We start from the raw sequence: 12,655 nt of genomic DNA on the forward strand, positions 1-12,655 counted from the left end.
CACCAGCCATCCACCACCCCGCAAATCTGCGCCTCCCTCACCACCGCTTCTCGACACTTTGGAGAGAACCGCACATGAGTGCATCGCATGGAAAGGCCGCCAGTCCCTTCAAGCAGCCCAAGGCCGTCTGGGCCGTGGCGTTCGCCTGCGTGATCTCGTTCATGGGCATCGGGCTGGTCGACCCGATCCTCCCCGCCCTGGCCGAGAACCTGCACGCCTCACCCAGCCAGGTCTCCCTGCTCTTCAGCAGCTATCTGATCGTGACCGCGGTCGCCATGCTCTTCGTCGGCTGGATATCCAGCCGCATCGGCGCCAAGCGCACCCTGGTCGTGGGCCTGCTCGTCATCGTCGTATTCGCCGCCCTGGCCGGGATGGCCGGCTCGGTCAACGGCATCGTCGGCATGCGGGCCGGCTGGGGCCTGGGCAACGCGATGTTCATCGCCACCTCCCTCGCCGTCATCGTCGCCTCCGCGAGCGGCGGCTTCGGCGGCGCGATCATCCTGTACGAGACCGCGCTCGGCCTCGGAATCGCCGTCGGCCCGCTGCTGGGCGGGGAGCTGGGCGGCATCAGCTGGCGCGGCCCGTTCTTCGGCGTCGCCGTGCTGATGGCCATCGCGCTGGTCGCGACCCTCGCCTTCGTGCCCTCGCTGCCCAAGCCGAAGCGGCCCACCTCACCGGTCGCGCCGCTCAAGGCGCTGCGCCACCGCGGCCTGCTGACCATGGGCATCATGGCCCTGCTGTACAACTGGGGCTTCTTCACGATGCTCGGCTACGCCCCGTACCCGATGAAGCTGAACGCGCACGAGCTCGGTCTGGTCTTCACCGGCTGGGGCCTGCTGGTGGCCGCCTTCAGCGTCTTCTTCGCCCCGCGCCTGCAGGCCCGCTTCGGCACGGCCCCCGTCCTGTACGCCAACCTGCTCGGCCTCGGCATCGTGATGGCGCTCATCGCCGCCGGCGTCAGCAACCCCACGGTCGTCATCGTGGCCGTCATCGTCAGCGGCGCCTTCATCGGCATCAACAACACCCTGACCACACAGGCCGTCATGCTCGTCTCCCCGGTCGAGCGCCCCGTGGCCTCGTCCGCCTATGGGTTCCTGCGCTTCATCGGCGGCGGTCTGGCCCCCTTCGTCGCGGGCAAGCTCGCCGACGCCACGGACCTGAGCGTTCCCTTCTACCTGGGCGCTGCCACCTTCCTCCTGGCCATCCCCGTGCTGGCCAGCGGCCACAGTCTGCTGCGCAAGGCGGAGGCGAGGCTGGGCGAGGGTGAGCCCGTCACCCCTTCGCTCACCCCTGTCGGCAGTCCGGCCGTTGCGACGGACGCGCCGCGCGTCATCGTCGCGGTAGGCGCCCACGACAGGGCCGCCGCCATCGTCGACGCCGCGGCCCGGCTCGCTCGCGACACCGGCAGTCCGCTGGAGGTCGTCCACGTCCAGCAGACGGCGGTGGTCGAGGAACAGGCCGTCGACACCGAGACGGACGAACAGGCCCGTGCCGCCGTGACCGCCCACCTCGATCGCCTAAGCGCCGACGGCGTCGCCGCCACCGGGCAGGTCCTGACGAGCGTGGGCGACCACGCCGCCGCGGGCCGCGCCCTCGCCCACCACGCGGCGGAGGTGCACGCCCGTACGGTGGCCATCGGACGCTCGCCGCGCGGCCCCGTCACCCAATTCGCCGACGGCAGTCTCACTACTGCTCTCACCCACTCCGCCACGTGCACGGTCGTCCTCGTCGACCCCGACAGCACACCCCGGCACCTGACCAAGGACAGCCTGGCGGAGATGCGGAACAGCGCGGTCTGATCCATTGCCGTCCGGGCTGCGGTGCACGTTCGTGCCGCAGCCCGGAGCTGTCTCCGCCCGCACGGGCTGAAGGCTGAGACCCCGATCACTTTGGCGGCGCCCACTGGACGACATACCGACTAGTCAGGATGATGAGTCCGTCCAGTTCAGACGTCCCGTAGGAGCAAAGATGAGTGCCGGCCACCCTCCAGGTCTCGATCTCGACCAGTTGCGCGGCCACCTCGACCGGGAGCGCCCGGGGCTCGTGGCCGGTCCGCTGTCCGGGCGGGTCGTCGAGGGCGGCCGGTCGAACCTGACCTACATCGTCGGCGACGGCTCGTCGACCTGGGTGGTCCGGCGTCCGCCGCTGGGTCATGTGCTTGCCACCGCGCACGACATGAAGCGCGAGTACCGGGTGATCAGCGCCCTGAACCCGACGTCCGTGCCGGTGCCCGGGGCCCTGCTCATGTGCGAGGACGACAGCGTGCTCGGCGCGCCGTTCTACGTGATGGAGTACGTGGCGGGCACGCCGTACCGCACGGCCGACCAGCTCGCGCAGCTGGGCCCGGAACGCACCCGCGCCGCCGTGCTGAGCCTCGTGGACACCCTCGTCGACCTGCACGCCGTGGACCCCGCCGAGGTGGGCCTCGCGGACTTCGGGCGGCCCGAGGGGTTCCTCGACCGGCAGCTGCGGCGCTGGGGCAAGCAGCTCGACGCGTCCAGGAACCGCGAGCTGGCCGGCGTCGACGAGCTGCACGCGGCGCTCGGCCGCGCGCTGCCGACCTCGCCCGCCCCCACGGTCGTGCACGGCGACTACCGCCTCGACAACGTCCTGATCAACGAGGACGCCGACGGCGTCGACCGGATCAAGGCCGTCCTCGACTGGGAGATGTCCACGCTCGGTGACCCGCTCACCGACCTGGGCCTGCTGGTGATGTACAGCGCGAAGCTGGAAGTGCCCGACTCCCCCGTCTCCACGACCGCCGCGGCCGCCGGGCACCCCGACCCGGCCGAGATCATCGAGCGGTACGCCGCGCGCTCGGGGCGTGACGTGTCCGCCGTCTCCTGGTACACGGCCTTCGCGTGGTTCAAGCTCGCCGTGATCCTTGAAGGCATCCACTACCGCTACACCCTCGGCCAGACCGTCGGCGCCGGCTTCGACCGTATCGGTGAGCTCGTGCCCGTCTTCATCGACCACGGCCTGACGACCCTTCAGAAAGGCTGACCCGCAATGGACTTCGCATTCGACGCGCGCACGGAGGAACTGCGGGCGAAACTCCTCGCCTTCATGGACGAGCACGTGCACCCGGCCGAGGCCGTCGCGGACGAGCAGCGCGCGCAGCTCCCCTCCCCGTGGGACACCCCGCCCGTCGTCGAGGAGCTGAAGGCCGAGGCCAGGCGGCAGGGCCTGTGGAACCTGTTCATGCCCGACGCGCAGTACGGCGCCGGGCTGACCAACCTCCAGTACGCGCCGCTGGCCGAGATCACCGGCCGCAGCCCGCAGTTGGCGCCCACGGCCCTCAACTGCGCGGCCCCCGACACCGGCAACATGGAGGTGCTCTCCCAGTTCGGCGACGAGCACCAGAAGAAGCAGTGGCTCGAGCCGCTGCTCGCCGGTGAGATCCGCTCCGCGTTCGCGATGACCGAGCCCGAGGTGGCCTCCTCCGACGCCACGAACATCACCACGCTCATCGAGCGCGACGGCGACGAGTACGTCATCACCGGCCGCAAGTGGTACATCTCCGGGGCGATGAACCCGGACTGCAAGATCTTCATCGTGATGGGCAAGACGGACCCCGAGGGCTCGGACATCCGCCGCCAGCAGTCCATGGTGCTCGTCCCCCGCGACACCCCCGGCCTCGAGATCCGGCGCGCCATGCAGGTGTACGGCTACGAGGACCATTACCACGGCGGTCACGCCGAGGTCGTCTTCGACCGCGTCCGCGTCCCGGCGAGCAACCTGATCGGCGAGGAGGGCGGCGGCTTCGCCATCGCCCAGGCGCGGCTCGGCCCGGGCCGTATCCACCACTGCATGCGGCTGATCGGCATGGCCGAGCGGGCCATCGAGCTGATGTGCAAGCGGGCCGTGGCGCGTAGCGCGTTCGGCAAGCCGCTGGCCCAGCAGGGCGTCGTACAGGAATGGATCGCGGACGCGCGGGTCGCGGTGGAGCAGCTGCGCCTGCTCGTCCTCAAGACGGCCTGGCTGATGGACACCGTCGGCAACAAGGGCGCCCACACGGAGATCCAGTCCATCAAGATCGCCACCCCGCGCACGGTCGTCGACATCATCGACCAGGCCGTGCAGCTGCACGGAGCGGGCGGCGTCAGCCAGGACTTCCCGCTCGCCGAACTCTGGGCCGCCGCGCGCACCCTGCGTCTCGCGGACGGCCCCGACGAGGTCCACCAGCGCTCGCTGGCCCGGCGCGAGCTGAAGAAGTACCTCTGACACGTGGAGATCCGGCCCACAGGCGCCGGAATCGCGATGTGGCCCCTGCCCGGTCGGGCGGGGGCCGCGTCTGTTGAAGTGCCCTTGCCGCCGCCAATTTCGGACCTGGTGTATCAAGCGACGAGTGATATCGGCAGACTTCATGCATTGCACTCCACCATCACGAGGAATTCACATGATCACGCTCACCAAGGAAGACGGACCGGCCGATCTCGACGGTGTGACCCACCTGTCGATCGGGGTGTCCTGGGACCCCACCGCCGGCAGCAGCGGCGGGCTGATGGGCAAGCTCCGCCGCAACGTCGGCACGGACCTCGACCTCATCGCCATCGCGCTGCAGGGCGCCGACCCGGTACGGCTGGCAGGCCTCGACTCCCTGGACCCGCTGGGCAACGGCTCCTTGGTGCACAGCGGCGACAACCAGACGGGGCGCGGTGACGGGGACGACGAGACCGTGACCGTCGAGTTCGGCCGCATCCCGACGAACATCACGTCGATCGTGTTCGTGGCCGCCGCGTACAAGAAGTCGAGCTCCTTCCAGAAGGCGCGGAACATCAGCTTCAAGGTGTACGACGCGACCGGTGGCACCTCTCAGCAGGTCGCCGACATCTGGCCGAGCCTGCTCACCAACGACAACGGCTGCCGTGTCGCCAAGGCGATCCGGGTCGACGGCAGTTGGAAGCTCGAGGTGCTGAACGAGACCGGGAAGATCAAGCAGGGTGACGAGCGGGCGCTGATGCGTTTCGCCGTGAGCAACCGGTAGACGGGGATCAACAAGTAGGAAGCCGGGCGCGTCGTGTACGTGCCCGGCTCCGCTTCTCTGTCCTCCGATGAGGGACCGCTCAGTGATGTGGCACCCGGCGCGCCGACGTCGGAGGGTCGCTGCCTGCCGTCAGGTGCGTGGTGAACCACTGCCTCGCGAGGTCGGCGACCCGGTCGAGCGCTCCGGGTTCCTCGAAGAGGTGCGTGGCTCCTGGCACGATCTCCAGCCTGTTCTCGCAACGGAGTTGAGCCTGGGCGGCACGGTTGAGGTCGAGCACCATCACGTCGGCCCCGCCGACGATGAGCAGGGTCGGCGCTCGTACGTCGTCGAGGCGCGGCCCGGCGAGGTCGGGCCGTCCGCCACGGGACACCACGGCGCCGATGTCCGGGTCGTCGGCGGCCGCCCGGAGCGCCGCCGCGGCCCCGGTGCTGGCACCGAAGTATCCGATCGGCGCCGACTCGCGGTCGCGCAGCCAACGGGTGGCTCCCGCCAGCCTGCCGGCGAGCGTGCCGATGTCGAAGACGTTGTTCCGGTCGGCCTCCTCGGCGGGCGTGAGCAGGTCGAACAGCAGCGTGCCGAGGCCCGCTTCCTGCAACGCCTCCGCCACCGCCCGATTGCGTGGACTGTGCCGGCTGCTGCCGGAGCCGTGGGCGAACATCACCAGGCCCGCGGCACCTTCCGGCCGTGCGAGGTCTCCGGCGAGCCGGACTCCGGCGGCCTCCACCTCGACGTCGGTCGTGACCGGCGCGGGCCGGACACGTGCGGGATCCGCCACGGCCCGCGCCAGACACGCGGCCACTTCCTCGTCCGTGGTCTGCGAGAAGTCGCTGTACCACTCACCGACGGAACCGAACAGGGGCGGTACGGAGAGGCACACCACGTCGTCGGCCACCGCGCTCAGTCGGCGCATCGCGTCGGGCGGCGCCACCGGCACGGCAAGGACCACGCGGGCAGCGCCCTGGGCCCGTACGACCTGGCATGCGGCCGCCGCCGTGGCGCCGGTCGCGATCCCGTCGTCCACCACGATCACCGTACGGGCCTCACCGATCACCGTGGGAGCCTCACCACCCACCACCGTTCCGTGCTCGCCGGTGGGCGCAGGCCGCCCGCCGCGGTACCGCCGTGCCCGTCGCTCCAGCTCCTGTCGCTCCGTGCGCTCGACGGCCGCGACGCGGTCCGGGCCGATCCCGCAGTGGCGCACGACGTCGTCGTTGAGGACCCGCACGCCGCCCTCGCCGATCGCGCCGAAGGCCAGTTCCGGCTGGTACGGGACGCCGAGTTTGCGGACCACGATCACATCGAGCGGGGCGCCCAGCGCACGCGCCACCTCGAAGGCCACCGGAACACCGCCACGGGGCAGCCCGAGGACGACCGGCTCCTCATCACGCAGATGCTGCACCGCTGCGGCAAGCCGCCGCCCGGCATCAGTACGATCCGTGAACCGCACAGCGCTCGCCCCTCTCGGAGCCTCTCGCAGGTGACGGCAGGCATGGCGTCTGCCCTTACCTCCGGGCTAACCCAGTTCGCGGCGCCGCGCAACTCGGGACGCGAGCCGCTCTTCGGCGCGACAATGGTGGTGCGGATGATGCGCTCCTTCGCGGAGAGGCGGCACCGGCTATGCCGTACATATCGGTCACTGCGCTGAGCCACCCCGGACTCAGGCGCGAGCACAACGAGGACAGCCTGGTCGTCGGCCCGTGGACGCTGTGCGGAACGGTGACGGAGAATCCGCAGACGATGGCGTTCCCGCTCGGGCGTCCACTCGTGGTCGCTGTCGCCGACGGCATCGGCGGGCAGCCCGCCGGTGAGGTTGCCAGCAGCCTCGTCGTCCGTCGGCTCGGCCTGTTCGGGCCTGCGCTGGACGGCGAGGAAGCGGTGCGTGACGCGCTGGGGATGTGCAATCACGCCGTGTACGCGGCGGCCGATCGCGCCCCGGAGCTGTCCACGATGGGGACGACCGTCGCGGGTGTCGTGATCCTCGAACAGGAACTGCTCGTGTTCAACGTCGGCGACAGCAGGGTGATCGAGGTGGGCCCGGCCGGTAACGGCGACGGCGGCCGGGCCGCCTCGGACGACACGCTGCACCAGCTGAGCGTGGACGACAGCCCGGCCCTCCCACGGGGCCGGCGCACCACTTCGATCGTCACGCAGGCGCTCGGTGGAGCACCGACGTTCAGCGCGATCACGCCGCACGTCAGCACGTCACCGCTCACCCCGGGTACACGCATGCTGGTGTGCAGCGACGGCCTGACCGACCCCGTACTCGACAACGAGATCGACGACATCCTTCGGGCGCACGACGGGGGCCGGGCCGTCTTCGAGCTGTGGAAAGCGGCCATGAGCGCAGGCGGTCCCGACAACGTCACGATCGCGCTGGTCAGCGTCGCCGGCTGACCCGTCAACGACCGAGCCCCGTCAACGACCGACCGGCCGGCCGGCTCCCAGCCGGTAGGCCCTTCCCCGCCCTCAGGCCGGGACGTAGCGCAGCAGCACGATCCCGCTCCGGAACGCCTTCGAGTCCACGAGGCGCAACCGGGGGACCTCGTAACCATCGGGGAAGAGTCGCCTGCCACGGCCCTGGACGACCGGGTACACGAAGAGGCGGTACTCGTCGACGAGGCCCGCCTCGATCAGCGTGTGGGCCAAGGTGATGCTGCCGGTGAGCACGATGTCCTTGCCGCCCTCCAGCGCCTTCAGCGTGGTGACCTCCTTGACCGGGTCGCCGGACAGCACGGTCGAGTTCTCCCACCGCGGGTCCTCGATCGAACTGGACACCACGTACTTCCGCACCTGGTCGAGGTAGTCGGAGATGCCTGTGGTGTCGTCGGTCAGCCCGGGCCAGTAGCCGCGGAAGTCCTCGAAGGTGCGCCGGCCCAGGAGCAGCGCGTCCGACCGGCTGTCCTGGCGACGACTCTCCTCCAGTACATCGGCCATGTCCGCGTTGCCCTGGGCCTGCGGTTCGAACCAATCGGTGAGCATCTCGACGCAGCCGTCGACGGTGATGTTCAAGGTGATCGCCAGAGTGCGCATGCCGCGCCTCCTTCCGAACGGGTGGCTGGTCCACCTTTCATGACCGATCCCGCCCGGGAAAATCATCGGCACCTGACGGGACTGCCGGGGACTTCCGGGTTGAGCGTCGCGACAGCGGGCGACGCCCTTACGAGGTAGGAGCGTTGGAGGGCGCGGACGGTGGGCCCGGTGGTTGGGATGGTCGAGGCGGGAACAGCGGTGGAGGTGGCGGGGGCGCCGCGAGAGGACGACTGCGCTGCCGGGGCGGGGCCTGCGCGGGGGCCGGGGGCGGCACAGATGGCGGCGGGGGCGGAGGCGGCTCGATCGCCGGCAGCAGTGGGCCGCCCTCACGCAGTCGGGCGATGGTCAGCTCGGCGCGGCGGCGCGCCTGGGGGCCGTCGTCGCGTCCGTAGACGAGCCTGGTGCCCACGCGGCCGAGGTTCTCGATGGCGTGCCGCTGGTAGCCGAGGGCGTGCGCGATCTCTTCGATCCGGCCCAGCCTCGCGGCTGTGGCACGTTCGGGGATCAGATCGACGCGGCCACGGCCGTCGAAGCGCGCACGTACTTCGTCGTCCTTCACCTGTCTCCGCTCCCGGGAAAGGCCTGCAGTCCCTGACTGCTCCACACCACGAACCCATCAGTCCCCGACCGTAGAGCAACCGGGGTGCCGACAGCGTCACAAGTCGGCACCCGACGCATCGCCTCACCGGTCCAACACCGGCGTCAGGCTGAGGAGTTGAGGGTCTTGAGCAGTGCCGCGAGGCCGTCCGCGTAGATGCCGTGGAAGAGCTCCTCGGCGTGGGCCTCGCTGACGCCGACGGGTGTGAACGAGCCCGTCCATTCCACCCGCGACGTTCCGGGCGCGCCGGGTATGTCGCGCACCGTCAGCGTGGAGAGGTAGCCGGTGACGGGGAACGGTGCCTGCTCGATGGCGTAGGAGTAGGTGCGCTGGTCGTGGTCGAAGGCCTTGAGGCGTTCGACGATGACGCCGCCGTCCTGATTGGTCAGGCGGCGTACGCGGCCGCCCTCGCTCAGCTCACTCTCGGGGATGTACGGGAGCCAGTCGGGCAGGGAGTCGAAGCCGCCGATGAGCTGCCAGACGTCGTCGGCGGACCGGGGGAGGTCGATGGTGGCGGTGGCGGTGGTGGCCATGTGCTGTTCCTTTCGCGTGCCGTGAAGCCGGTGGTCAGGCAGTGGGCGTGGGTGCGTCGGCGGCGATGAGCTGTTCGTCGCGGAGCGCGGTCCAGAAGGCGGCCGGGACGTTCTCCTTGAGGGCGGCGACGTCTTCGGCGATGCGGCTGGGCCGGGTGGCGCCGGGGACGACGGCGGCCGTGGCCGGGTGCGCCAGGGCGAACTGCAGGGCGGCGGCCTTGATGCTGACACCGTGCCCGGCGGCGAGTGCCTTGATCCTCTCGACCTTGGCGATGACGTCCGCCGGCGCCTTCTGGTACTCGAAGCGCTGACCGCCGGCGAGGATGCCGGAGCTGTAGGGACCGCCGACGACCATGTCGACGTCCTGCGCGGTGGCGGCGGGCAGCAGGCGCTGCAGGGACCGGTTGTGGTCGAGCAGGGTGTAGCGGCCGGCCAGGAGGAACGCGTCGGGCTTGGGCTCGTCCAGGTCAAGGGTGAGCTCGATCGGCTCCACGCGGTTGACGCCGAGACCCCAGGCCTTGATGACGCCCTCGTCGCGGAGGTTCTGCAGGACGCGGAAGGCGCCGGTGCGCGCCGTCTCGTAGACGGCGAGCCAGTCGTCACCGTGGAAGTCCTGGGCGACGTCGTGCACCCAGACGATGTCGAGCCGGTCCGTCTGCAGGCGCTTGAGGCTGTCCTCGATGGAGCGCAGGGTGGCGTCCGCGGTGTAGAGGTCGACCATCTTGTTCGCGCGGCCGTGCTCGAAGAGACCGCCCTTCTCGCCCAGGTCGCGGTCGGCGGGGTCCTCCAGCTCGTCCAGGATGACGCGGCCGACCTTGGTGCTGAGTACGTACTCGTCACGCGGCCGGTCGGCCAGCACTTCGCCGAGGCGCAGCTCGGACAGGCCCGCACCGTAAAAGGGTGCGGTGTCGAAGTAGCGGATGCCCTGGTCCCAGGCGGCCTCGACGGTGGCGGTGGCCTCCTCGTCCGGGATGCTGCGGAACATGTTGCCGAGCGGGGCGGTACCGAAACCGAGGGATCCCGGCAGGAGGGACTTGATACCCATGAGTGGAATCTTTCTGTCTGTCACGTGATGCGAAGCTCAGGATGATTTCTCCTGCTCCGCGGCTCTTGCTCTGTCGAGGTTAGGATCGATGGGTCAGACTGTCCAAGACTTGCTTGGACACACTTGAGTCCCTAGAGGTCTTACATGCTTGACCTGCGACAACTTCGCTATTTCGTGGCCGTGGCCGAGGAGGAACACGTCGGCCGGGCCGCCGATCGCCTGCACATCTCCCAGTCGCCGCTGAGCCGGCAGATCGCCCAGCTGGAGAAGAACCTGGGCCTGACCCTGTTCGAGCGCAGCCAGCAGCGCCTGCGCCTCACCTCCGACGGCCGCGTCTTCCTCACCGAGGCCACGGCCCTCCTGCGGCATGCGGACCGGCTCGAGAACCTCGGCCGGCGCCTCGGCCGCGGCGAGGAAGGCGGCCTGTGCGTGGGATACGTCGGCGATGCCATGCACACCGGGATCCTGCCGCAGGCCCTGCGCGCCCTGCACGACGAGCGGCCCGGCATCCACGTCGCCCTCTACGACCTGACCGCGGCCCAGCAGTTCGAGGGCCTGCGCCAGCGCAGCCTGGACATCGCCCTCGTGCCCGAAGCACCCCCCGAGGCGGACCCCGACCTGCGCAGCGCCCTCCTCCTGGAAGACCCCCTGCTCCTGACCATGCCGAGCAGCCACCCGCTTGCCGGGAGGGCGGAGATCCTGCCCGAAGACCTCGACGGTCAGCCGTGGATCGCCATCGAGAACAGCCAACAGCCGGCCTGGCGCGACGACTTCGTCGCCGCCTGCTCGGCGGCCGGGTTCACCCCTGACATCCGGCTCGAAGCCCCCGAACCCCTGACCGCGCTCGGCCTGGCCGCATCCGGCCTCGGCATGGCGCTGGTCCAGGAGAGCATGCTGCGGGGCGACACCCCAGGGGTCACGGTCCATGAACTCCCCTGGTTCCAAAGGTCCGTACGCCTCTGGGCCGCCTGGCACCAGATCGATCTGCGCCCGGTCGTCACGTCGTTCCGCGCGACCGTGCTGAGGACCGAGGACGTCACGGATGTCACGGACGTCACGGACGTCACGGACGAGCCTGTCAGGTGATGCCGGCGGCGGCCTGCTCCCCTGCGTTCCGGGTCGCCTTCTCGCGGCGCGGGAGCAGCAGCGGGGTGACCAGGAGGACGACTCCGGCGATCGCGATCGCGGTGCGAGGGCCCGTGACGGCGGCGATCACACCCCACACCGCGGTCAGGGCCGCGATGGACAGGCTGCTGCTCACCGACCACGCGGACAGTGTGCGGGCGACCCGGTCGGGGTCGCTGTGTTCGAGCCGGTAGGTGGCGAGCACCGGGTTGAACAGACCGCAGCAGGTCACCAGGCCGAGCTGGACGGCGATGACGAGCACGATCCCGGGAACTCCGGGCTGGACGAACGCCAGTCCGATCGGCCAGCACGCACGCAGGGCTCCAACGGTGAGCATCACTTTGCGCTGTCCGAACCGTGCCACGAGCGGGTGCGCCATGCGTGAGCCGATGAGTCCACCGATGCAGGGGGCCGCGAACGCGAGACCGTACTGCCAGGGTGCGAAGCCGAGCCGGCTCAACATGAGCACGGCGATCAGCGGCTCGGAGGCCATGATGAGGCCGTTGACGACGATCGAGTTGAGGAACAGCGGGCGCAGCGTGCGGTGGCTGAGGATGTAGCGCCACCCTTCGAGCAGATCACCGGCGCGCATCCGTGGTGCGGCGGCCCGCGCGGGGCGCGCTTCCGTCCCTCCGATGGCACGGATGCCGAGCGCCGAGAGCAGGTAGCTCACCGCGTCGGCGATCACCGTCGTCACGGGGCCGAACATCCCGATCGCGGCCCCGCCGAGCGGCGGCCCGACCACGATCGAGGTCCACGTCGTGGACTCGAACCGGCCGTTCGCGACGAGCAGGTCCTCCGGCGGCACGAGCGACTTCAGATACGCGCCGCCGGCCGCCTTGAAGGCGATGTCGGCCGCGGCGACGACGACGGAGACGGCGAGGAGCTGGGCGAAGCCGAGCCCGCCGAACGCGAACGCGGCGGGGACGCTCGTCAGCGCCGCGAACCGGATCAGGTCCATCGCGATCATGACGGGCCGCTTACGCCTGAACTCCATCCACGGCCCGAGCGGCACCGCGACCACGGCCCCCACGGCCCGCCCCGCGGCAGCCAGCGCCGCCACCTGCGTCGGCCCGGAGTGCAGCACGAGGATCGCGATCAAGGGGAATGCGCCGAACCCGAACCCCGTGCCGTACGAGCTGACCGCGAACGCCGCCCACAACCACCCGAACCGCCGACCCAGCGCCCGCCTGCCCTTCACGCCCACCGCACCTCTCGCCGCCCCGAACAACCACACGCTGACCACCGACATCAAAGCGAGGAGCAGACGACGAGATCAAACAACCGACCCGCCATGAGAACACAACCAGTCGTTGTGCGGGCACTCGGGCCGCATG

12 protein-coding genes are annotated in these 12,655 nt (G+C 70.2%); 6 read left to right on the top strand and 6 right to left on the bottom strand.

All coding sequences use genetic code 11. From position 1 onward, the window contains the following. The first annotated feature begins 74 nt into the window (after nt 1–74). The 4 genes from OG456_RS49415 (at nt 75) to OG456_RS49430 (ending at nt 4,987) form a co-directional block, all read left to right on the top strand. Complete coding sequence (locus OG456_RS49415) at nt 75–1,799, top strand: MFS transporter (protein ID WP_266571647.1); 1,725 nt, start codon at nt 75–77, stop codon at nt 1,797–1,799. A 169-nt stretch (nt 1,800–1,968) separates the two neighbouring features. Next, a complete protein-coding gene (locus OG456_RS49420; protein ID WP_266571648.1) occupies nt 1,969–3,003 on the top strand; it encodes a phosphotransferase family protein in 1,035 nt (344 codons plus the stop codon). A gap of 6 nt (nt 3,004–3,009) precedes the next feature. Beyond that, a complete protein-coding gene (locus OG456_RS49425) occupies nt 3,010–4,224 on the top strand; it encodes an acyl-CoA dehydrogenase family protein (RefSeq protein WP_266571649.1) in 1,215 nt (404 codons plus the stop codon). A gap of 175 nt (nt 4,225–4,399) precedes the next feature. After that, nucleotides 4,400–4,987, top strand: coding sequence for a TerD family protein (locus OG456_RS49430; protein ID WP_116501250.1), 588 nt, complete (start codon nt 4,400–4,402; stop codon nt 4,985–4,987). Between the two features lie 79 nt (nt 4,988–5,066). Here OG456_RS49430 and OG456_RS49435 read toward each other — a convergent pair whose 3' ends face one another. Then, nucleotides 5,067–6,434, bottom strand: a complete 1,368-nt coding sequence (locus OG456_RS49435; RefSeq protein WP_266571650.1) for a phosphoribosyltransferase family protein — start codon at nt 6,432–6,434, stop codon at nt 5,067–5,069. Between the two features lie 170 nt (nt 6,435–6,604). Between OG456_RS49435 and OG456_RS49440 the strand changes: the two genes are divergently transcribed. Further along, complete coding sequence (locus OG456_RS49440; protein ID WP_266571651.1) at nt 6,605–7,381, top strand: PP2C family serine/threonine-protein phosphatase; 777 nt, start codon at nt 6,605–6,607, stop codon at nt 7,379–7,381. Nucleotides 7,382–7,453: 72 nt separating this feature from the next. Here OG456_RS49440 and OG456_RS49445 read toward each other — a convergent pair whose 3' ends face one another. The 4 genes from OG456_RS49445 to OG456_RS49460 form a co-directional block, all read right to left on the bottom strand. Further along, on the bottom strand, nt 7,454–8,017 hold the full coding sequence (locus OG456_RS49445; RefSeq protein ID WP_266571652.1) for a dihydrofolate reductase family protein: 564 nt from the start codon (nt 8,015–8,017) through the stop codon (nt 7,454–7,456). 127 nt (nt 8,018–8,144) lie between these two features. Continuing rightward, entirely contained in the window at nt 8,145–8,576 is a 432-nt protein-coding gene (locus OG456_RS49450) for a hypothetical protein (protein WP_266571653.1), read from the bottom strand. Between the two features lie 143 nt (nt 8,577–8,719). Then, nucleotides 8,720–9,148 (bottom strand): SRPBCC family protein, encoded by a 429-nt coding sequence (locus OG456_RS49455; RefSeq protein WP_266571654.1) that lies wholly within the window; start codon nt 9,146–9,148, stop codon nt 8,720–8,722. Between the two features lie 34 nt (nt 9,149–9,182). After that, a complete protein-coding gene (locus OG456_RS49460) occupies nt 9,183–10,193 on the bottom strand; it encodes an aldo/keto reductase (RefSeq protein ID WP_266571655.1) in 1,011 nt (336 codons plus the stop codon). Between the two features lie 144 nt (nt 10,194–10,337). Between OG456_RS49460 and OG456_RS49465 the strand changes: the two genes are divergently transcribed. Beyond that, nucleotides 10,338–11,279 (top strand): LysR substrate-binding domain-containing protein, encoded by a 942-nt coding sequence (locus OG456_RS49465; protein ID WP_266571656.1) that lies wholly within the window; start codon nt 10,338–10,340, stop codon nt 11,277–11,279. Here OG456_RS49465 and OG456_RS49470 read toward each other — a convergent pair. Next, a complete protein-coding gene (locus OG456_RS49470; RefSeq protein ID WP_266571657.1) occupies nt 11,272–12,519 on the bottom strand; it encodes an MFS transporter in 1,248 nt (415 codons plus the stop codon). The two genes, OG456_RS49465 and OG456_RS49470, sit on opposite strands and share 8 nt — an antisense overlap. Nucleotides 12,520–12,655: the final 136 nt, after the last annotated feature.

Source organism: Streptomyces sp. NBC_01446 (genome assembly GCF_026340095.1).
GTDB classification, from domain to species: Bacteria; Actinomycetota; Actinomycetes; order Streptomycetales; family Streptomycetaceae; genus Streptomyces; species Streptomyces aureus.

Coding starts and splice junctions, on each gene's coding strand:
- OG456_RS49415 (WP_266571647.1), top strand. CDS start 75: ATGAGTGCATCGCATGGAAAGGCCGCCAGTCCCTTCAAGCAGCCCAAG.
- OG456_RS49420 (WP_266571648.1), top strand. CDS start 1,969: ATGAGTGCCGGCCACCCTCCAGGTCTCGATCTCGACCAGTTGCGCGGC.
- OG456_RS49425 (WP_266571649.1), top strand. CDS start 3,010: ATGGACTTCGCATTCGACGCGCGCACGGAGGAACTGCGGGCGAAACTC.
- OG456_RS49430 (WP_116501250.1), top strand. CDS start 4,400: ATGATCACGCTCACCAAGGAAGACGGACCGGCCGATCTCGACGGTGTG.
- OG456_RS49440 (WP_266571651.1), top strand. CDS start 6,605: ATGCCGTACATATCGGTCACTGCGCTGAGCCACCCCGGACTCAGGCGC.
- OG456_RS49445 (WP_266571652.1), bottom strand. CDS start 8,017: ATGCGCACTCTGGCGATCACCTTGAACATCACCGTCGACGGCTGCGTC.
- OG456_RS49455 (WP_266571654.1), bottom strand. CDS start 9,148: ATGGCCACCACCGCCACCGCCACCATCGACCTCCCCCGGTCCGCCGAC.
- OG456_RS49460 (WP_266571655.1), bottom strand. CDS start 10,193: ATGGGTATCAAGTCCCTCCTGCCGGGATCCCTCGGTTTCGGTACCGCC.
- OG456_RS49465 (WP_266571656.1), top strand. CDS start 10,338: ATGCTTGACCTGCGACAACTTCGCTATTTCGTGGCCGTGGCCGAGGAG.